Consider the following 21,156-nt stretch of genomic DNA (forward strand, 5'->3'; position numbering starts at 1 on the left):
TTTAATCATCTAAAGACGATAAAAGTCCTCTTTTAGCTAATAAGGCTTTCGGGTTGGGTTCGTGCCCTCTAAAGGAAGAATATAACTTTAGAGGGGCTTCTGTACCGCCTTTTTCCAAGATGTTTTTTCTAAAACTTTGCGCTGTTTTAGCATCAAACAAACCGTTGGTTTTAAAAACTTCAAACGCATCGGCATCCAAAACTTCAGACCAGATATAACTGTAGTAACCCGACGCATAACCTCCGGCGAACAAATGCATAAAATACGTACTGCGGTATCGTGGAATGATGGCGTTGGTCAATTTTAATTGTTGTGTCAATTTCGATTCAAAAGCATTGACATCTTCGTCTATCTCTTGTGTTTGTGTATGGTATTTCATATCCAATAAAGACGCTGCTAAATACTCTGTAGTAGCAAATCCCTGATTAAAAGTCTGTGCCTTTTGAAGTTTTTCTATCAAGGCAGTTGGAATGCTTTCGCCGGTTTTGTAATGCTTGGCAAATTGTTTTAATACGCTGGGTTGTGCTGCCCAGTTTTCTAAGATCTGCGAAGGCAATTCAACAAAGTCTCTAGGCACATTAGTGCCGGCAAGGCTTCTGTAGTTTACATTGGACAATAAGCCGTGTAAAGCATGTCCAAACTCGTGAAAAACCGTGGTGGTTTCTTCAAACGTCAATAGTGCAGGGGCGTTATCAGTTGATTTTGAAAAATTGCAAACGATAGAGATAATCGGAGCAATCCGCTTTCCGTCGTGAGTTTGTTGTTTGCGGAACGACGTCATCCAGGCACCTCCTTTTTTGTTTGATCTCGCGAAGAAATCAAGGTATAAAATACCCACTAGGGTTCCATCTTTTTCAGTAACCTGCCAAGTTGTAACATCTTTATGATATTTGGGAAGTTCGGGCAAGGCCGTAAACTGTAGTCCATAAAGTTTGGTAGCCACGTCAAAAACACCCTGCTGTACTTGAGGTAAACTCAAATACGGTTTAAGGGCTGTTTCGTCGAAGTCAAAACGGGATTTACGGATTTTTTCGGTGTAAAATCGCCAGTCATAAGGTTGGACATTCTCCGTGATACCGTCTTGATGCAGTAACCTCTGAATATCTTGTTCCTCTTGATTCGTTTTTACTTGAGCGGCATTCCATAACTTATCCAGTAACTGATAAACCGTTTCAGGATTCTTAGCCATGTTTTCCTCTAAGACATAAGAAGCGTGATTTTTATAACCCAATAATTGTGCGCGTTGCATTCTTAAATTGGCTAATTCGATTACCAGTTTCTTATTGTCGTATTTATTATCTTGATTAGCTCGGTTTTGGTAAGCCTCCCAAATCGTTTTTCTCAATGTTCTATTTTCGGCATATTGAAGAAAGGGAATCACGCTACCGTGGTTTAAAGTGAATACCCATTTGTTTTCTTTACCGCGGGCTTTGGCTTCTGCGGCAGCAGCTTCGACAAGATCTAGAGGTAATCCCGCCAATTCTTTTTTATCGGATACCTCCAGGGCATAGGCATTGCTGTCGGCTAACAGATTGTCGCCAAATTGAAGTGAAGCTAAAGCGAGTTGCTGATTAATCGCACGAAAATCCTTTTGTTCCTCTGTTTGTAGTAGAGCGCCATTTCGAACAAATTTTTTATAGGTTTTCTCCAATAAAGTCCGTTGTTCCTGATTTAGTTTTAGGGCCTCTCTAGCCTCCCATATCAATTGTATCCTTTTGAACAAAGCGGCATTTAGATAGATGTTGTCTTGATGTTCGGACAATATCGGAGCCATTTTTATAGCCGTGGCTTGTAAATCATCGTTGGTGTTTGCACTTAAAAGATTGTAGAAAACCGATGAGATTCGATCTAATAACAGACCGCTGTTTTCGAAGGCGACTATAGTATTCTCAAAAGTGAGCTTGGACTTGGATTTGGTGATTTCATCGATTTCTTCTTGTTGGTCTTTGATGCCTTCAGACAAGGCGGTTTCAAAATTTTTATTGTCAATTTCATCAAAAGGAGGAACTTCAAAAGGGGTTTCCCAAGTAGCCATAAGCGGATTGTTTTCTCCACTGCTGTACGCGGTATTTTCCCGTTTACACGACAAAGTACCTGTAGCAAGGAGGGTTAATATTATAATAGAACGAAAGCTCGTATTCATGATCATTAGTTAGGTTATGTAAACTTATAAAAAAGAAAATGATTAATCTTTGTCCTTGGACTGCTGTTTACTATTGGTTACTAAAAAAGTTTTCTTGAGCCCATCTGCTAAGCTGATCCACATAAAATTAAAAAACGATTTTTCCGGATTTCGCAGTTGCTCTATTTCTGCCTCATTAAAGGTGTTATCGGTGTCTTTATGCACAAATAAATTGCCAATTGCCGAAAGAAATTTGTTTTTCTTCTGCCCATTCTTTCGTAGAAATTCAATCTTAAAATCGTGGTATTTGATTTTAAAATCCCCTTTGGACTCCTTATTGTTGCCGTAAATATTAAAAAACACTTGTTCTAGAGTTCCCGTAGTAGTAGCATGTATCTGTGGGCGTAAAAAAGTATTGAGATTGGCTGTCGGCAAGTGGTGGATACTGCCCGAAAAGGTAAACTGGTCCGTGGTATTGTTAACGTCAAATCCCCAATTTACTTGTAGTGATGCGTTATTCATAAATTTACTGTGTACCTTAATCTTGGTTTTCTTCTTTATTTCCTTGGCGGCAATACCGCTTAGCAAATCGGTAATCTCGGCATTAAATGCATCAAATCTAATATGGCTGGCTTCGGTATTGAAATCGATCTGTTCGATGTATTCTATAGCACTATGTTTTACATTGATTGTATCTAGAGCTAAATAGAAGTTAAGATTCCGTAGCTTTTTTGAAAATAAGGGTTTGATTGAGGTGTCGTCAGCAACCGCTTTATTTCTATATACCACGGCGTCTAGACTATCCAATAGTAAATTTGAAGCGGAAAATTCTAAGTGCTCCTTTTTCATAGCCCATTTGATCTTGCTCAAATGCAGTTGGGAATTTTTAACCTCAAATAAATCGGTCTCCTTACTTATTTTCTTTTGAAAATCAGCGCGACTATACAGCGGTTTCAGGTGGATGTTTTTTACGTCTAAATTATCTTTGTCCAAAGAAGTTTTTAAGGTGCTTATAGTATAAAACGCATTGATTTTCGCATACAGACTGTCATAATGGATTTGGTAGTTCTCAAATCGGAACGGTATTTTGTCTTTTAAGGATGTGGAATCAACGGCTAGATTATGTAGGTCAAAATCGAGATTTTGTAAATATACTAAACTGTTGATGCCTGTGGAATCGCGTAATTGTATTGTACCGCCAGACAATTGCAAATGATCAATAGCAATCAATTGTTCGAAAGGCTTTTTGGCAAGGCTATCCGAATTTTTCGCAGCGCCTTTTTTTAATGTAATATGGGGGTTTTTAATATGAATTGCGTTTGCGGTAAATTTATTGCGGAATAAACCAAATAAGCCAATTCCCGAAATATCAAGCTCCTCAATTTGTGTTTCAATAATGCTGATACCGTTATTTAGCGTATCTGACTTTGGTTTAAATATCAAGTTTTTAAACGATGCTGTTCGTGCAATTAAACTTATATCATAATCCGTATAACTCATGGAATAGGATAGATTTGGATTTTCATTGACAGCAAGATTGATTTTTTTAGCTGTCCAAGGTTTTATAAATAGCCAACCCAAAATGATTATCAATAGTAAACAACCTACGATGGCTAAACCGATGTAGGCGACAATTTTGATTGTATTTTGCTTCTTCATAGGCTTGAATATTAAATGGAATAGACGGAGATTGTTCTTTTTGCTATCTCAATTTAAGCATTTTAATCTTTTGTAGCCGTTTAATTTTGTGAATAAATGGAATAGACATCGTGTTATAGCTGATTTTACCTCACAACAGCGGCCAGGTTGTTTTTAGAAACCGGTCGAAATGTAGGCAAATTGAATACGCTATAATCTCGGTAGTTAGGATGTTGTAGTTTGAAAATTCCTAAGGGATTTGACGCTTTGTAGGTTGAGCTGCTTTTATATTTTATGGAGTTCAATAAATTTATAAATTTGCAGCAAAAGCTAATTGAGATGCGAAAGAAAATGATATCAGCGGTTTTGGCTGCTGTGATAGTATTGATCAGCGGTTGTCAAGACAAACCGAAAAATGCAGAGGGTGTGAGCGACGGTGCTATACAAACTGAGGAAGCAGTTAGCCCAGTTAAGGGCGCAGCGGATGTTAGTGATTTTAAGGTGGTTGCGAATATCGATAGTCATATGGATGCGAAGTTTTCTATAAATGCATTAGAAGATTTCTTTGTATTATATACAGCGGAAGACCTGAATAGTAAATCCATAGCTATAGCCGTTTCATCTCAAAATCAATTTGGAAGTTTGTATGTTTTTGGCGAATCGGAAAAATTTTATCGCGTTCATTACCAATTGGTCAATGAGCCAAGAACAACTGTTCTGGCTTATGTTCCTAAAAACTTATTCACTAAGGATTCCCATCAGCAAATTAAAAGTACGGTTGATTTGAATACTGTTCGTTCCATCAGTATCAAGGGAAAGGATATCAATGCCAAGAGTTTTGAAAAATATGGAAGGGTTAGTTTTAGTGACGAAGGACTCTATAAACAGGCTATGGCAAAAATCCCTATGTTGACAGAACCTAACGATCAGGTTACTCAAAACAAAAAGGAAATTATAATTAATACTCCTAGTGGAAAGCACAGTTTAGAAAAGCATTCCTTTGATGATGAAGTGGAAACGCAACTTTCCTTAATAGGATACAGCGCTATTGCAAATAAAGTGATTATCAAGGAGGTTGTGGATATGCAGGAATATTATGCGTTTTACGATATAAACAAGCCTAAGGAATCAACGATTAATATGTCTGGTTTGCCAAGAATAGCCAGTGATAAAAAGCGTTTTGTCGCTTTACACAACGCCAACGACGTCGGTATTGACTTTAGTTTGTGGGTGATACACTCCGGTAATTTGGAATTGGATACGTATGTCAATTTTACGGAGTTCAAGCTTTTTGCCGAAGATTCTTATGCATGGTTAGACGACAAAACCATCATAGTCAAAGTGTTGCACAGCAATAGCCTTAACACGGTAATACAACGTCAGGAGACGGATTTAAAACCGCAGTTTATTAAAATTAAATTACAGTAATAAATAGCTGAGTAGAGCGGTAGATATTATAGTTGTTTTAAATAATTCGCTTGAAACCATAAAAAAAGCGTCGTATCCACAATCGGATACGACGCTTTTTTTGACTATAAAAATTAGGCCAATACAAATTGTAGTTCGGCTTCTAGTTTTACTTCTTCACTTACTAGTACACCTCCGGTTTCCAAAGCGGAATTCCAGTTTAGTCCCCAGTCCTTACGGTTGATTTTTCCGACTACGTTGATAGCTAATTTCGTATTTCCCCAAGGATCTTTCATTTCGCCTCCAAATTCCGTTTCCAAATGAATGATTTTAGATACGCCATGCATATTTAGTTCTCCTGTAATCGTGTAGTCATGTCCACTTTTTTTACTCACTTTGGTAGAGGTAAAAGTTACTTTTGGAAATTGTTCCGCATCAAAGAAATCAGCACTCATCAAGTGTTTATCACGATCTGCATTTTTGGTGTTGATTGAGGCAACTTCGGCAGTAAAGCTCAAAGTAGCACTTTCAAAGTCTCCTTCATTCATGGATATTTCACCCTTATAATCGGTAAAATTTCCTTTGATATTGGTAATCATCATGTGTTTGATCTTAAACTCAATACTTGAATGCGTGTTGTCGATAGTCCATTTTTGTTTGTTCATGGTATTTTTTGTTTTTTTAATTATTGATAAAAAGATGGTAGTTCTTCTGGAAATTCCATCAAGAGTAGTTGCGTATTTTCTTGGGCAATGATTTCAAATTTTTCCGTATCGGTAAAACCTATAGCATCTCTGCGATTGAGCTTTTGACCGTTGATTTCCAGAGAGCCAGAGATGACAAAAACGAAAAGGGCGTTAGCTGCTTTTTGCAATTGGTATTCCAATTTCTTTCCCGCATCCAAGTCGCTGAGGTAAAACCAGGCATCTTGATGAATCCAAACGGCATTTTCTGTTGGATTGGGAGTCAATACAGTTAATAACTGATTGTGCATAGCGCTTTTGTCCATCGTTTTTTGCTCGTATCGAGGTGTTACATTAAGTGTTTTGGGAAACAACCATAACTGTAAAATCTCTACGGGTTTGTCATCGTTGGCATTGTATTCACTATGCTCAATACCCGTACCTGCACTCATCACTTGGATGTCACCTTGGCGGATAATGGTGCCGTTACCCATACTGTCCTTATGGGCTAAATCGCCGGATAAGGGGATGGTGATGATCTCCATGTTTTGATGGGGATGCGTACCGAAACCCATACCAGAATCGATAAAATCATCGTTAAAAACGCGTAATACGCCAAAGTGAATACGTTCGGAATTGCGGTAATTGGCAAAACTGAAGGTATGATGAGATTTTAGCCAGCCGTGATCGGCATAACCTCTTGAGGAATCTGAAAATAAAATAAAATTGCTCATATACTTTGTTATTTAAATATAGTGATATAATCTTAAAAAATTAAATATTTATAATCTATATCCGTATTTATTATTATATAACAAATATATTAAGAATAAGTCTCGATCTACTTAATGTAGGTTAAGAAATAAAACAGGGGTTACCTTTCTGAAAAGATAACCCCTGTTTACGTTAATTATTCCTTATTGAGAATCAGTTGCCTTTTAATAATTTTCGCTTCATCTTGCTAAAGAACTCGGGTGTGACTCCCAAATACGATGCAATGTGTATTTGCGGTACTTTATCCTTTATAATAGGGTATTTTTCGCAAAAACGGTCGTAGCGTTCTTCAGCAGTTAAGCTGAGATTATCGATAATTCTTTGTTGGTTGGCAATTAAAGAATTCTCGATTAAAATTCTAAAGTACCGATCTATTTTGGGTATGCGGTCGAATAGGAGTTGTTGATCTTCCTTTCGCAAACACAATACCGTGGTGTTTTCAATGGCTTCTATATACAGTTGTCCGGGTTTACCGGATAGGAAACTATACATGTCGGCAATCCACCATCCGGTTGTAGCCAAACTTAAGGTATGCTTAACACCCTGTTCATCGATATTATAACTCTGTAATATGCCGTCGATTACAAAAAAGGATTGATGGCATATTTCATTTTCTTTTAATAAGAGTTCCTTCGCTTTAAAGGTTTTTTCAGTGACTTTTGAGCAGAGAAAATCTTTTTCCTCCTCGTTTAAATCCACGTGTTTTGCAATACTCTTAAGTAATAATTCCAATTTGACTTTATTTAGTTGATGACTTCGATATGATTTTTAAGTTGTATGGCTCTTTCTACCAAACTTTCTACAGCGGTTTGTGGAGTTCCATAAGTTAAAACGATACCCATTCTGCGGTAGGGTCTCGCAGTAGGTTTTCCGAAAATTCGAAAATCCGATTGGGGTTCTGCCGCAATATCTTCAAAACCGTGATAAGAAGGATTGTCCGAATGTCCCGTAGCCAGTATAACAGCACTTGCTGCGGCGCGCTCTAAGGTTATTTCTTTAATGGGCAAACCCAGTATTGCGCGAAGGTGTAATTCAAATTCGTTATAATTTTGAGAGCCTGCAAGAGTTACCATGCCCGTATCGTGTGGGCGCGGGGAGAGCTCTGAAAAGACAACACCTTCTTTAGTTATAAAAAATTCTACTCCAAATAATCCAGCGCCACCAAGGGCTTGGGTTACTTTTTGTGCCATATCCTGTGCCTCTAAAAGTTGGTTTGGAGATAATAGGGCCGGTTGCCAGCTCTCTTGATAATCGCCACGTTCTTGACGATGTCCAATAGGAGGGCAAAATAGGGTAGGCAGTCCGTGTTGCGTAACGGTTAGTAAGGTAATTTCGGATTCAAAAGCGACAAAGGCTTCCACAATCACTTCAATCACATCACCGCGAGAACCTTCAACGGCATAGTCCCATGCTTTTTGGATGTCTTCAGTCTTTTTTATAGTCGATTGTCCTTTTCCCGATGACGACATCAGTGGTTTTACCACACAAGGCATACCCACTTGTTCTACTGCTTGTAAAAGCTCTTCTCCAGAAGTAGCATAGCGGTAGTCGGCCGTTTTTATGCCAAGGGTTTTGGAGGCCAGGTCGCGAATCGCTTTGCGATTCATTGTGAAATTGGCTGCTTTTGCAGACGGTACTACGGTAATTCCTTGGGTTTCATAATCGTAAAAACGCTCGGTTCTAATGGCTTCGATTTCAGGTACTATAAAATCGGGCTGGTGTTTGGCTACAATGCGGTCCAAAGCAGAACCGTCTAGCATATTGATTACTTCAAAGGTATCTGCTACTTGCATGGCAGGTGCCTTTTCGTAACTGTCTACTGCGATAACATATTGGCCTAGACGTTGTGCTGCAATAGCAAATTCTTTGCCCAACTCTCCGGAACCTAATAATAAAATTTTTTTAATCATGGTGGTGTAATAAATAGTAGTTTATCGATGCTATGGTTGTTCGGAGAACAACTGATGTTATGTTCCTTAGCATTATACATCAGCTTTTCGACGATTTCAAATATACAAAAAAACCTCACTAGAGTGAGGTTTTAAGTATTAGTTCGTCAAGGTATCTTTAATTCGCTTCAGCGCTTCAGTCAACATATCTTCACTAGTAGCATATGAAATTCGAATGCAGTTTGGATTTCCAAAGGCTTCTCCAGTGACAGTAGCTACATGTGCTTTGTCTAAAAGTAAGAAAGAAAAGTCGTCGGCGTTTTTAATTTCGATTCCTTGGATGGTTTTTCCAAAGTAATAGGATACATCGGGAAATACATAAAAAGCACCTTCCGGAATATTTATTTTTAAATGAGGAATTTCTCTAATTAAACCAACCACTAAATCGCGGCGGTTTCTAAAAGCTTGTACCATTTCGCTGAGAACAGCAGGGTCGGCTTCTACTGCAGTAATCGTTGCTCTTTGTGCTATAGTATTGGCACCACTGGTCACTTGGCCCTGCATTTTTGTACAGGCCTTAGCTATAAATTCAGGTGCACCTATATATCCGATTCTCCATCCTGTCATTGCAAATGCTTTGGCAACACCATTAACGGTAATGGTACGCTCAATCATATTTCCAATAGAGGCTATACTGCAATGTTTGTCAGAAAAATTAATGTGTTCGTATATTTCATCGGAAACTACAAAAATATGGGGGTGTTGGTCCAAAACTGCAACCAATGCTTTTAGTTCCAATTCGCTATAAACCGATCCACTTGGGTTACAAGGAGAACTAAACCACATCATTTTGGTTTTGTCTGTGATTACCGCTTCCAGTTGTTGAGGAGTCATTTTAAAATCGTTTTCTATGGAGGTGGGAACCTCTATAGGAATTCCGCCCGACATCTTAATGATTTCGGCATAACTAACCCAATATGGCGCAGGCAAAATAACCTCGTCTCCTGGATTAATCATTACCTGACCGATATTGTACAACGATTGTTTGGCTCCGGTTGAAACTACAATTTGATTGGGTGTATAGGTAAGTTTATTATCTCTTTTGAATTTATGACAAATCGCTTCTTTAAGTTCAACATAACCGTCAACAGGAGGGTAGGAACTGTAGTTGTCGTGAATAGCTTGAATAGCAGCTTCTTTGATAAAATCAGGTGTGTTGAAATCAGGCTCGCCTAGACTCAAACTGATGATGTCAATTCCTTGCGCTTTCAGTTCTCTTGCCTTCGCTGCCATTGCCAAGGTTTGAGAAGTGGACAAGCTGTTTATTCGGTCTGATAATAAATTTGTGCTCATTTGGAATGAAAATTAATAATAATGATCAAAGGTAATTATTATAAAAGAGATAATAGAAGGGAATAAAACTTTTTCCACTGTAAAATGTTTACTTTTGCTAAAATTTTTGACCATGGAAGACATCCTAAAATATTTCCCCGATTTAACCGCAGAACAGATTGCTCAGTTCCAACAATTGGAGGAATTATATATCGATTGGAATGCTAAAATTAATGTTATTTCGAGAAAAGATATCCAAGAATTGTATCTGAAACACATACTACATTCTTTGGGTATTGCTAAGGTGATGTCGTTTTTGCCGGACTCTGATATTTTAGACGTTGGTACTGGGGGTGGATTTCCCGGTATTCCATTGGCGATTTTATTCCCTGAATCGCGATTTTATTTAATTGACGTTATCGCGAAAAAAATTAAAGTAGTCAATGAAGTCGTTACGGCTTTAGGACTTAAAAACGTAAAAGCCGAGCAAAAACGTGCCGAATTGGTAGAGGAAAAATTCGATTTTATTGTGAGCCGTGCTGTAACTAACATGCCTGATTTTGTAAATTGGATTCGCTATAAAACCAAAAAAGACAATCTCCATGATTTAGATAATGGTATTCTCTATCTCAAAGGAGGTGACCTGACTGAAGAATTAAAAGATTATCCTAGAGCTGTAGAATTCCCTATTGCCGATATCTTTGACAATGAATTTTTCGAAACTAAAAAAGTGGTTTATTTGCCGTTGAAATACAGAGGTTAATAACCGCTTTCACTATTTTATATATACCGTTCCCTCCTTTGTAGGCGGGGCCTTCGTTGATGCCTATTTGAGATATTCGATAAGGATTATGACGGCAATAACAATCGCTGTAATAACCAAAAAAGGGGTGGCATTTGCAAGGTTTATAGTCCAGCCCATCACCGGTATTCTCTTGGGGACGAAGATGCGTTTATCCTCGTGATTGTAATAGAAAATTCCCCATATCCAATTGGAGGAGTCGTTGTGTCCTTGCTGGTGTTTTCTTCTTCTATCTTCGTTCATCTTTCCGTTGTTTATATTATAAAAATAAGATTTACAGTTGATTGTTGCAAGGTTTAAAGTATTGTAAATGGAATTTTGCGATTTACAAAACCGCAAAGTTTTCATACCTGAAATAAAAAAACTTCTTAAAAAAAATGGTTCTGTATTTAGCAAAACCATTTTTTTAAGAAGAAACTAGATTCACTTCACAAAGAGTAAGGCTGTATTGGTGGACCTTTGAATGATATCATTAGCGACACTGCCTAGAAATAAATCTTTAAAACCAGTTCTACCCTTTACTCCGAGTATCATGATGTTGGCATTTAGACGTTCGCTTTGTTCTAAAAGCGATGTAGGGACGCTTTTTTCTCCAGCTGCAATAATTTCGATGTCGGAATAGTTTGCATATTTTTTATCCCAATCATTTTTGCGTTTGGCAATGTCTAAATCCGTTGCTTCCTTGATACCCTTGGCTGTTATTGTTGGTAAAAAAGCCCAATTGAATTTGGAAATATAAACGGCTTTATGATTGATTTTTTGTCCTTTAGCGTTGTTTGTAAATCGATCGGCCCAATTCATGATTGAGGTGGTGTATTTGGAAAAGTCGATCGCATCAATAATTGTGGTCAACGGACTGCGATAGGTTTCGGGTACCATCAAAATAGCCGAAGGAAAAACGCGAATCAACTTTTGTGCCAGTCCACCATTACCTACAAAACTCTGTTTATTGCCCAGCACTAGCAAATCAAAATGTTCGCTTTTAAAGAGATTCATAAAGGCCAGTTCGGAATAGTTTTCCATTTTTACGCGTATTTCAAACTCGTATTCCGGTTCGGTGTTTTGTATTTGATCTTGCAAGCGCTTGCTGATTTGGTTGGTGATGCGATCGGTGTTTTGTGGTGTTAAAAAGTCTTTGGGCAATTCACCCATCTTGAGGTTATGGATAAAAACCACCTTGTCCACAGTCAATATTTTATATAGTATTTTAACGTATTCAATCAAGAACGAATCCATGCTGGATAGATCTAGACCTATCAATAAATTAAGTTTTTTGTTTTTATCTATAGTCATTATATATCGTTGTTAGTTTGTTCATCAATGAGCTCGCTAATAATATCTTTATAACTGCGCTCTTGTTTGGATTTTAATTGTTTGTTTTGTCGCTGAAGCTCTTCATTAAGTCCTTTGTGTAGGCTGTAACACATTATAAGTATGATAACAGCAAAGGGGATACCGGTGATAATCACCGCGGTTTGTAAGGCGTTAAGTCCGCCTCCCCACAGTAAGATGATGGCGATAAAACCCTGTAGGAACGACCAAAATATTCGCTGCCATACCGGAGTGTACTCAGCATTTCCAGAAGTAATTCCGTTGACTACTAAGGAGCCGGAATCCGATGAGGTAATGAAAAATACGAAAATTAGGATGAGAGCTAGCACAGATAGAAAGCGCGTGAATGGGAAATTTTCTAGAAACACAAATAGTGCCGTTGACATATCGTCTTTTACTGCGGTGATCATAGTGAGGTCGCCATCGAGTATAAAGTGTAAAGCGGTTCCGCCAAATACATTCATCCATAAAAGGGTCACTAAGGACGGTATGATTAGTACGCCTAATATAAATTCTTTTACGGTACGTCCTTTGGAGATGATAGCGATAAAACTACCGACAAAAGGCGACCAAGCAATCCACCAGGCCCAATAAAATATCGTCCAGCGGTTTTGCCATCCGCTATTGCTAAAAGTGTCGTTCCACGTACTGATATCTATAAAATTTGCCAGATAAGATCCGGTGTTCTGAATATAACCTTTAAGAATAAACAAGGTCGGACCGAGTATAAATATCAGCGACATCAATATTAATGCTAAAATCATATTACCGGTACTGAGTAGTTTAACACCGCGATTTAATCCCGACACAACCGATATGGTGGCAAAGGATATGACAACCAAAATCATGATGGATTGGATCAGCGGTGAGATTTCCCAACCGAATAAAAAAGTAAAACCTGCACTGATTTGTGTAACGCCCAATCCGAGCGAGGTGGATAGTCCAAAGATCGTAGCTAATGCGGAAAGTATATCAATGCTGTGTCCGCGCCATCCGTGTATTTTCTCGCCCCAAAACGGATAGAACAAGGATCGGAACGACATGGGGAGGTTTCTGTTAAACGAGAAAAAAGCTAGGGCTAAACCGACGATGGCATAAATCGCCCAGGCGTGAAAACCCCAATGGAGGCTGGTGAAGTTCATTGCTTGAATAGCGGTTTGCACGGCATCACCCGCTGGGCGAGGGGCATCACTAAAATGCGATACGGGTTCGGCCACACTGTAGAACATGATTCCGATTCCCATCCCCGCGCTAAACAACATGGTAAACCACGAAGCGGTGGTGAATTCGGGTTCTGCCTGATCTCCTCCCAAACGTATTTTTCCAAATTTGCTAAAGGCGAGATAAATGCAGAATATCAATATAATATTTACGGCAATGACTAGGAACCAACCGAGATTTTCCGTTATCGAAAGTTGGGTTTTGGCAAACCATTGATCGATGGATTTTGAGAATAATAAACAAAGGGCTAAACTGATCGTGATCAGAATAATTGTGGTGAAAAAAACCGGCGGATTGACGACTAGTTTTTTGTTTTCGATGAGTTTTTTTAACAAGAGTTATATTTTTAAAGATTAAACGATATAACCCAGTACTTTTAATTTCTCGGGTTTATGTGTGGTTTTTTATGTAAATTACTGAAAAAACAGCACATATGTGTTAATTAAAAGGAGAAATAAATAAAATAGCTTTTTCGACGGCAATTATGAATCATATTGCGGTGATAAAAAAGTACTGAATAATTGGTGAATACGCATTAACGGATCGTTTGTTGGAAACAAACATTAGGAAGTTAAGGCGGTGTAAAATCGACGCTAAATAACCAATAGGGTCTGAGTAATTTATAAAAGATAACAGCCAGTTATTAGCTGGCTGTTAAGGAAAAGTTTATCCTAAAAACGGATATTTATAGTCAGTTGCTGGGATAAAAGTCTCTTTGATTGTTCTAGGAGATACCCAACGTATTAGATTTAAAATAGATCCAGCTTTATCATTGGTTCCCGAAGCTCTTGCTCCACCAAAAGGCTGTTGTCCAACTACGGCACCAGTAGGTTTGTCGTTGATGTAGAAGTTTCCTGCTGCATTGCTCAAGGCTTTAGTAGCCTGAACGATTGCATAACGATCTTGACTAAAAATCGCTCCTGTCAAGGCATAAGCAGAAGTACTGTCTACTAATTTAAGGGTTTCTTCCCATTTCGCATCTTCGTAAACATAGATGGTTAATACCGGTCCGAAAAGCTCAGTTTTTAAAGTTTCGTACTGTGGGTTAGTAGTCAAAATTACAGTTGGTTCAATAAAGTATCCAACAGATTTGTCATACTTACCTCCTAAGATTACTTCGGCATCGCTGTCTTTCTTAGCTTGTTCGATAAACGAAGCCAATTTGTCGAAAGAGCTTTCTGAGATTACTGAAGAGACAAAATTAGTTGGATCTTGTGGTGTTCCCATTTTGATGGTAGCCAAGTCCTGAGTCATTTTTTCTTTTACAGCACCCCATAGTGAAGCTGGAATATACGCTCTTGAAGCGGCAGAACATTTTTGTCCTTGGTATTCAAAAGAACCTCTTGTTAGTGCTACAGCTACTTCGATTGGATCAGAAGAAGGGTGTGCTACTACGAAGTCTTTACCACCCGTTTCTCCAACGATTCTTGGGTATGTTTTGTAGTTGTTGATGTTTTGTCCAATTTTAGTCCACATACTGTTGAAAACAGAAGTTGAACCGGTAAAGTGGATACCAGCAAAATCAGGGCTAGCTAATAAAGTATCCGTAATCATTGCTGAATCACCGTAAATCACGTTGATTACTCCGTCTGGAAGACCAGCTTTTTTGAAAACTTCAACGATTACATTCGCAGAGAAAATTTGAGTTGCGCTTGGTTTCCAAACAACAACATTCCCCATCATCGCTACAGATGCAGGTAAGTTACCTGAAATAGCAGTAAAGTTAAAAGGTGTAATAGCATATACAAACCCTTCCAATGGACGGTGCTCTAAACGGTTCCAAACGCCATCGGTAGAAGTAGGTTGTTCCGAATAAATCTGAGTCATAAATTCCACGTTAAAACGCAAGAAGTCAATAAACTCACAAGCCGCGTCAATCTCCGCTTGGTGCATCGTTTTTGCCTGAGCAATCATCGTAGCAGCATTGATTTTTGCGCGGTATGGACCAGCAAGTAATTCAGCAGCTTTTAAGAAGATTGAAGCACGGTGCTCCCAAGGCATTTCAGACCAATTTTTACGCGCTTCTAAAGCAGTAGAAATCGCTTTTTCTACATGGCTTTTTTCAGCTAAATGGTATTGACCTAAAAGGTGCTTATGATCGAAGGGTGGGTGAAGTGTTTTGGTTTTGCCCGTTTTGATTTGTTCACTACCTATAAATAGAGGAATATCTACCTGTTGGTTGTATTGTTCCGTGAATGATTCTAAAACAGCATCTCTTTCTTTAGTTCCTGGAGCATATGATTTAACGGGTTCGTTAAATGCTTTTGGAACATTATAAATTCCTTTAGGCATATGATAATAAATTTAATAGTATTAATAATATAGAATGCAAAGGTACGGATTTTAACTCAAAGCAGCCGTTATTCTACCGTAAATTACCAAAACCATAGGTGGTTGAAAAGGCTTAATTAAGTGCAAATGGAGCACTTAAACGAAAAGTGGGGATGTAAACTTTAAAGGAACGCGTAGTAGTAAAGTTAATCATTCCATAAAATCCTCTCATAGCTCCAAACGGAGAAGTGAGTAAACAACCGGATGAATATCGGTGCGACTCGCCGGGTTTTAAAACGGGTTTTTTACCAATAACGCCTTCTCCATCTACTTTTTCCATATCGTTTAAGGCATCAAAAATTTCCCAATGACGCGAGTGCAATTGCACCGAATCCTTGCTTTGATTTTCGATGGTAATTTCATAACTGAAGGCAAAATGAATCTTATGGTTTTTGAAATAGGTGCCTTCAAAATCAGTCTTTACAGAAATTTTAATTCCTTTTGTAATTTGTGAAACCATGGTGTTGAGTTTTTGAAAAAGTAGTACTACTCAAAAGTAGCAAATATTTAATTACGAGCCTATTAAAAGTTTAATATATTATATTTTCAGAATTCCCTTCGCCAAAACCGATGACGCGATCATATAAATCATTGTTGCCTTTGTAGTAAACCAAAATCTGATACTGGTTCTCTGTCTCCGCAAAATTACCATCAACGGATTCTTCTAAATCCAGTCGTTGATTAGTAACTGTGCTGTATTGGAAATTGGTGAATCCCTGTTTAATCATCAAGGCTTTTTCATAGGCTTTGAGTTGAGGGTTGTAGGTCATCAAGTTGTCGGAAGTAAATTCGTAATTGTTAAACATTCCGGTGATGTAGATTTGTCTTTTAGACAAGTTTTCCGAAGATGCTAAGGTAAAATACACCCAAGTATAATCCGCTTCAATAGCGGCATTTTCACGATTGATATTACGAGGGTAAAAACTCCCGTTGATATCGGGGAAAAAAGTATAGCCTTTATTGGCTCTAGGAATATTGGAGTAAAGGTGGGTATTGTAAATTTCGTCGGCGGTTACTTGTGCAATCATGTTGTTGTTTCCGCGGATGTCTTTATTGTCAAAATTTAAAAATTCATTACCGCCCCAAAATTGCGTTTCCTTATTGTATTTAAAAATTAAATCACTACCAATAGTATATTGGGGTTTAATGCCGGATATGGACGTGGCCCATTGACCGTTTTGGAAAATATAAACCTTAATGTTTTGAACCGGATTTTGATAGGTTTGCTCGCCGAGTTTAATGGTGAATTCAACGTTTTGTTTGCTCGTAATTGTTCCTAAGTCTCTAGAACGTTTAATTATAACGGGAACGTTGACCATTTCTTCATAAATGATAAACTTTCTACGAATGATAATTTCGTCTGCTCGATTCTTGATTTCCAATACATAGTTACCACTTTTTAGAATCTTGTATTTGGAGTTGGGAAGTCTCAGAGTATAATGAGAATACAATTGTAGGGTATTAAAGGAATTGGCATAATTGGATATTCTCTGGTCATCCATACCGTCCACATAGTCTATTTTACTCAATAGTGTTGGACTCCAGTCGTAGTTGTATTGCGTTATATTGTAATAGTAATCGGATTCTCCCGCGAGTAAGTCGTCAAATTCAAAATCAATAGCCGATCCCAATCTAAAAAAGGGAACTGCAGCCTGATTGTTTTTCATAAAAGCAGCAGACTTGATGTAGTTGGCCGTTTTCTCTTGTATGTTACTTTGACCTTGTGATTGAGCGACAAAAAGGAATAGGGCAAGTAGGGTTAATCTGATTTTGGAATATAACATATAATCTGGATTTAAAGCAGCTAATAATCACAAATATAGGTTATTTGTTGCGATTCAAAAACAGAAAAATAGCGGAAATTAAATTATGTTGAAGGTTTAAAACAGACCGGGATAATTTCGCCTTTAGCTAGGCAGTATCGTTCTATTTCACGAGGAGATAGTTTTGAGGTATAGTCCACTTCTTCAACTGTAAAGCCTATAGAACGGAGTTTGTCGAAATAGTCGCGTCCATAAATGCGAACATGGTCGTATTGCCCAAAAACGCGAGCGCGTTCTTTACGGTCAGTGATGCTGTTGTCTTCAAAAGTAGTACTGCGATTGAGATCTTGAGGAATTTGAAAAATTCCCATGCCACCCGGTTTAAGAATTCGGTACAATTCTTTCATAGCCTGAGTATCGTTTGGAATATGTTCCAATACGTGATTGCATAGAACTATGTCGAAAGTATTGTCGTTAAAGGGTAGGTTGCATATATCTGCCTTAACATCTGCTAAGGGCGATTCCAAATCGGTAGTAGTATAGTCGAGATTGACTTGTTTTCTAAAGCGTTTGTAAAAAGCTTGTTCCGGAGCAAAGTGCAAAACTTTTTTTGGTGTACTAAAAAAATCGGTTTCGCGATTTAGGTACAACCATAAAAGGCGGTGTCGCTCTAGAGATAAAGTACTTGGTGATAAAACGTTTTGGCGTTGTGTGGCATAACCATAAGGTAGAAATTCACGAAAGCTTTTTCCATCTATGGGGTCTGTAAAACGACTGCCTTTTAAATATAAGGCCAAAATCGGACGAACAACATAACTCAACCGAATCAAAATCGGTCGAGGTATGGTGTTCAATATACTTTTAAAAATGCTTTTCATCAGAGAATTAAAGAACTAAGGGCACCGCTCTAAATTCATCTTCTTCGTTGCTGGTTATACCCAATGCTTGATAAATATAAGCAAAGGTAGATAGTAGTTCTGGTTTTCCATTTACCAAAGCCACATCGTGCTCAAAATGGGCACTGGCTTTACCGTCTCTGGTTACTATAGTCCAACCGTCTTTTAATTGTTTGATGTTGCGACTACCCAAGTTAATCATCGGTTCAATAGCCACAGTCATTCCCTCAGCAAATTTTTTTCCTTTTCCGCGTTTTCCATAGTTAGGCATTTCGGGGCCTTCGTGCATTTTGCGTCCCAATCCGTGTCCAACTAACTCGCGAACCACACCGTAACCTTCGGCTTCTGTATATCGTTGAATCGCACTTCCAACATCTTCAACGCGGTTTCCGATACGGAATTCGCGAATGCCGACATAAAGGGATTCTTTGGTAACTTGTAAAAGTTTTTTAACCTCTGGCGCGACTTCGCCAATCTCAAAAGTATAGGCGTGGTCTCCGTAAAAACCATTCATAATCGCACCGCAATCAACAGAAACGATATCTCCTTCTTGAATAGGACGATTGGTCGGTAATCCATGAACGATTTGTTCGTTTACACTGGTTAAAAGGGTCGAAGGACAATCATACAATCCAAGAAAACCTGGAATGGCACCGTGATCGCGAATAAACGCTTCCGCCATTTTATCTAACTCTAGAGTCGTTACGCCAGGTTTAAGTTCCGTAGCCAACATTCCAAGTGTCTTGGAAACGATTAAAGCACTTTGACGCATCAACTCAATCTCTTCTGAAGTTTTTATAACAATCATATCGAAAATTTTTCTTAGTGCAAAAGTACAACTTTTAGTGTGAATTGAAAATGTTCTATATCAACTGTTTTTAGATGGAGTTTATCTTTTGAGAAATGTTTATCTTTGATAGGGAACACAGCTAAAATGACGTGTTTAGTTTGAACGGGATATGCAGTTGTAAAATGGGATTTTCGAAGTGGAACTGCCAGAGGTGTTTGATTGTAATACCGCGGAGTTTTATTTTCGATTTAATGAGAATTGGTGTCAAAAAAGTTGCGAGAAACGCAAAGTTGCATTAGGAATCAAAAAACAAAATATATGAAGTATGTATCAGCTACAGAGGCCGTACAAGTAGTGCGCTCTGGAGATCGAGTTTATGTTCACGCGGCGGCGGCAACACCAGTGATTTTAACTCAAGCCTTGACCGAACGCGCAGAGGAGCTGCGCGGCGTTGAGATGTGTCATATTCATACGGAGGGACCAGCGCCTTATGCCGATCCTAAGTATATCGAGAATTTTCATGTCAATTCTTTTTTTATCGGCAAAAATGTGCGACATACCATCGCAGCGGGGAATGGATCGTACACACCGGTATTTTTAAGTGAGATTCCACAACTTTTTAGAAAGGGGATTTTACCGTTGGATGTGGTTTTTATTCAGGTTTCACCGCCCGATTTACACGGATATTGTTCGTTAGGTGTCTCTGTTGAAGCTACTGTTGCGGCTATCGAATGTGCGCGTATCGTGATTGCACAGGTCAATTCATTTATGCCACGAACTTTTGGTGACGGGGTTATCCACAGTTCCAAAATTGATTATGGAGTAGTGCATAACAATCCTATTTTTGCTTCAGCCACACTGCCAATTAGTGAGGTGGAAAACCGTATAGGCGAACACGTTGCGGGATTGGTCGATGATAAAAGTACCTTGCAAATGGGCATCGGGTCCATACCCAACGCTGTGTTATCTAAATTAACCAGTCATAAAGGATTGGGGTTGCATACCGAAATGTTCTCCGATGGTGTCATTGATTTGATCGAAAATGGCGTAATCACTTGTGAAAATAAAGGGGTTATTAAAGGGAGAGTGGTTTCTACTTTTTTAATAGGTTCCGAACGTCTGTATCGTTTTGTCGATAACAATCCGTTTATTGAAATGAAAGAGGTTTCTTATGTAAACGATACTTCCGTAATTCGTCGAAATCCAAAGATGATTGCGATTAATTCGGCTATTGAAGTCGATGTAACCGGTCAGGTTTGTGCCGATTCTATCGGTTCGAAAATGTATTCTGGCGTTGGTGGTCAAATGGACTTTATTCGCGGTGCTTCGTTGAGTCAAGGGGGAAAAGCAATTATTGCCTTGCCATCCGTGACGGCTAAAGGAGAAAATAAAATTGTACCTTTTTTAAAACACGGTGCTGGAGTGGTAACCACACGTTCGCATATTCAATATGTGGTGACCGAATATGGAATTGCCGATTTATACGGAAAAACACTGTTGCAAAGGGTTAAAGCCATGGCAGAAATAGCACATCCAAATCATAGAGAGTCAATTTTAAAAAGCTATTTTGATCAAGTGAAATAGGTTTTTTTTTTACCTATACGCCTATACGCCTATACGCTGATGCGCCTATACGCTGATGCGCTGATGCGCTGATAGGCGAATGGGCATATAGGCTTTTAGTTGCTGATGTATCTATACTTGAGTGTGCGTATTCGCGTATGTGCGAATGGGCATATAGGCTTTTAGTTGCAAATGACATATAGACTTGTTCCTTTTTACGTGTTAGAGCGAATACGCGTATGTGCGAATGGGCATATAGGCTTTTAGTTGCAAATGACATATAGTCTTGTTCCTTTTTACGTGTTAGGGCGAATACGCGTATGTGCGAATGGGCATATAGGCTTTTGGTTGCTTATACGCTGATATGCCAATGGGCCAATGGGCGTATCAGCATATAGGCCTATAGTCTTGTTCCTTTTTACGTGTTAGGGCAAATACGCGTATGTGCGAATGGGCATATAGGCCTATAGTCTTGTTCCTTTTTACGTGTTAGGGCGAATACGCGTATGTGCGAATGGGCATATAGGCTTTTAGTTGCAAATGACATATAGAATTGTTCCTTTTTACGTGTTAGGGCAAATACGCGTATGTGCGAATGGGCATATAGGCCTAT

The 21,156-nt window shown here is 38.6% G+C and carries 18 protein-coding genes; 3 read left to right on the forward strand and 15 right to left on the reverse strand.

Annotated elements, in window-relative coordinates:
* Window position 1 precedes the first annotated feature (1 nt).
* The gene (locus KO524_RS07560) at window positions 2-2,143 is read right to left on the reverse strand and encodes a M3 family metallopeptidase (RefSeq protein ID WP_219292561.1); all 2,142 of its coding nucleotides are present in this window, start codon (window positions 2,141-2,143) and stop codon (window positions 2-4) included.
* 42 nt (window positions 2,144-2,185) lie between these two features.
* On the reverse strand, window positions 2,186-3,781 hold the full coding sequence (locus KO524_RS07565; RefSeq protein WP_219292563.1) for a hypothetical protein: 1,596 nt from the start codon (window positions 3,779-3,781) through the stop codon (window positions 2,186-2,188).
* Between the two features lie 318 nt (window positions 3,782-4,099).
* Here KO524_RS07565 and KO524_RS07570 point away from each other — a divergent pair, with 318 nt between their 5' ends.
* Window positions 4,100-5,188: a hypothetical protein gene (locus KO524_RS07570; RefSeq protein ID WP_219292565.1), complete on the forward strand. Its 1,089-nt coding sequence runs from the start codon at window positions 4,100-4,102 to the stop codon at window positions 5,186-5,188.
* A gap of 113 nt (window positions 5,189-5,301) precedes the next feature.
* Here KO524_RS07570 and KO524_RS07575 read toward each other — a convergent pair whose 3' ends face one another.
* The 5 genes from KO524_RS07575 to KO524_RS07595 all read right to left on the reverse strand — a co-directional run bounded on the left by KO524_RS07575 (window position 5,302) and on the right by KO524_RS07595 (window position 9,866).
* Window positions 5,302-5,832: a YceI family protein gene (locus tag KO524_RS07575; protein WP_219292567.1), complete on the reverse strand. Its 531-nt coding sequence runs from the start codon at window positions 5,830-5,832 to the stop codon at window positions 5,302-5,304.
* A gap of 20 nt (window positions 5,833-5,852) precedes the next feature.
* Complete coding sequence (locus KO524_RS07580; protein WP_219292569.1) at window positions 5,853-6,584, reverse strand: pirin family protein; 732 nt, start codon at window positions 6,582-6,584, stop codon at window positions 5,853-5,855.
* Between the two features lie 193 nt (window positions 6,585-6,777).
* On the reverse strand, window positions 6,778-7,356 hold the full coding sequence (locus tag KO524_RS07585; RefSeq protein WP_219292571.1) for a Crp/Fnr family transcriptional regulator: 579 nt from the start codon (window positions 7,354-7,356) through the stop codon (window positions 6,778-6,780).
* An 11-nt stretch (window positions 7,357-7,367) separates the two neighbouring features.
* Window positions 7,368-8,534 (reverse strand): formate-dependent phosphoribosylglycinamide formyltransferase, encoded by a 1,167-nt coding sequence (gene purT, locus KO524_RS07590; protein WP_219292573.1) that lies wholly within the window; start codon window positions 8,532-8,534, stop codon window positions 7,368-7,370.
* Window positions 8,535-8,672: 138 nt separating this feature from the next.
* Complete coding sequence (locus KO524_RS07595) at window positions 8,673-9,866, reverse strand: pyridoxal phosphate-dependent aminotransferase (RefSeq protein ID WP_219292574.1); 1,194 nt, start codon at window positions 9,864-9,866, stop codon at window positions 8,673-8,675.
* Between the two features lie 112 nt (window positions 9,867-9,978).
* Between KO524_RS07595 and rsmG the strand changes: the two genes are divergently transcribed.
* Entirely contained in the window at window positions 9,979-10,608 is a 630-nt protein-coding gene (gene rsmG / locus KO524_RS07600; RefSeq protein WP_219292576.1) for a 16S rRNA (guanine(527)-N(7))-methyltransferase RsmG, read from the forward strand.
* A gap of 63 nt (window positions 10,609-10,671) precedes the next feature.
* On the opposite strand, the gene KO524_RS07605 is transcribed toward rsmG, so the two are convergent.
* From KO524_RS07605 to map, 8 genes are all read right to left on the reverse strand, one after another.
* Window positions 10,672-10,890: a DUF5808 domain-containing protein gene (locus KO524_RS07605; RefSeq protein WP_219292579.1), complete on the reverse strand. Its 219-nt coding sequence runs from the start codon at window positions 10,888-10,890 to the stop codon at window positions 10,672-10,674.
* A gap of 180 nt (window positions 10,891-11,070) precedes the next feature.
* Window positions 11,071-11,940 carry a universal stress protein gene (locus KO524_RS07610; RefSeq protein WP_255555196.1) on the reverse strand — a complete coding sequence of 290 codons (870 nt, stop codon included), beginning with the start codon at window positions 11,938-11,940 and terminating at the stop codon, window positions 11,071-11,073.
* Window positions 11,940-13,535, reverse strand: coding sequence for a BCCT family transporter (locus KO524_RS07615; RefSeq protein WP_219292581.1), 1,596 nt, complete (start codon window positions 13,533-13,535; stop codon window positions 11,940-11,942). Before KO524_RS07615 ends, KO524_RS07610 begins: the two co-directional genes overlap by 1 nt.
* Before the next feature lie 331 nt (window positions 13,536-13,866).
* Entirely contained in the window at window positions 13,867-15,492 is a 1,626-nt protein-coding gene (gene pruA / locus KO524_RS07620) for an L-glutamate gamma-semialdehyde dehydrogenase (protein WP_219292583.1), read from the reverse strand.
* A 112-nt stretch (window positions 15,493-15,604) separates the two neighbouring features.
* On the reverse strand, window positions 15,605-15,991 hold the full coding sequence (apaG, locus tag KO524_RS07625; protein ID WP_219292585.1) for a Co2+/Mg2+ efflux protein ApaG: 387 nt from the start codon (window positions 15,989-15,991) through the stop codon (window positions 15,605-15,607).
* Between the two features lie 70 nt (window positions 15,992-16,061).
* Window positions 16,062-17,315 (reverse strand): DUF5103 domain-containing protein, encoded by a 1,254-nt coding sequence (locus tag KO524_RS07630; protein ID WP_219292587.1) that lies wholly within the window; start codon window positions 17,313-17,315, stop codon window positions 16,062-16,064.
* 83 nt (window positions 17,316-17,398) lie between these two features.
* Window positions 17,399-18,172 carry a class I SAM-dependent methyltransferase gene (locus tag KO524_RS07635; protein WP_219292589.1) on the reverse strand — a complete coding sequence of 258 codons (774 nt, stop codon included), beginning with the start codon at window positions 18,170-18,172 and terminating at the stop codon, window positions 17,399-17,401.
* A gap of 7 nt (window positions 18,173-18,179) precedes the next feature.
* Entirely contained in the window at window positions 18,180-18,998 is an 819-nt protein-coding gene (map, locus tag KO524_RS07640) for a type I methionyl aminopeptidase (RefSeq protein WP_219292591.1), read from the reverse strand.
* 300 nt (window positions 18,999-19,298) lie between these two features.
* Here map and KO524_RS07645 point away from each other — a divergent pair, with 300 nt between their 5' ends.
* Window positions 19,299-20,564, forward strand: a complete 1,266-nt coding sequence (locus KO524_RS07645; RefSeq protein ID WP_219292593.1) for an acetyl-CoA hydrolase/transferase family protein — start codon at window positions 19,299-19,301, stop codon at window positions 20,562-20,564.
* Window positions 20,565-21,156: the final 592 nt, after the last annotated feature.

The sequence above is a fragment of the Flavobacterium sp. NKUCC04_CG genome, from assembly GCF_019345525.1.
Lineage (GTDB): Bacteria > Bacteroidota > Bacteroidia > Flavobacteriales > Flavobacteriaceae > Flavobacterium.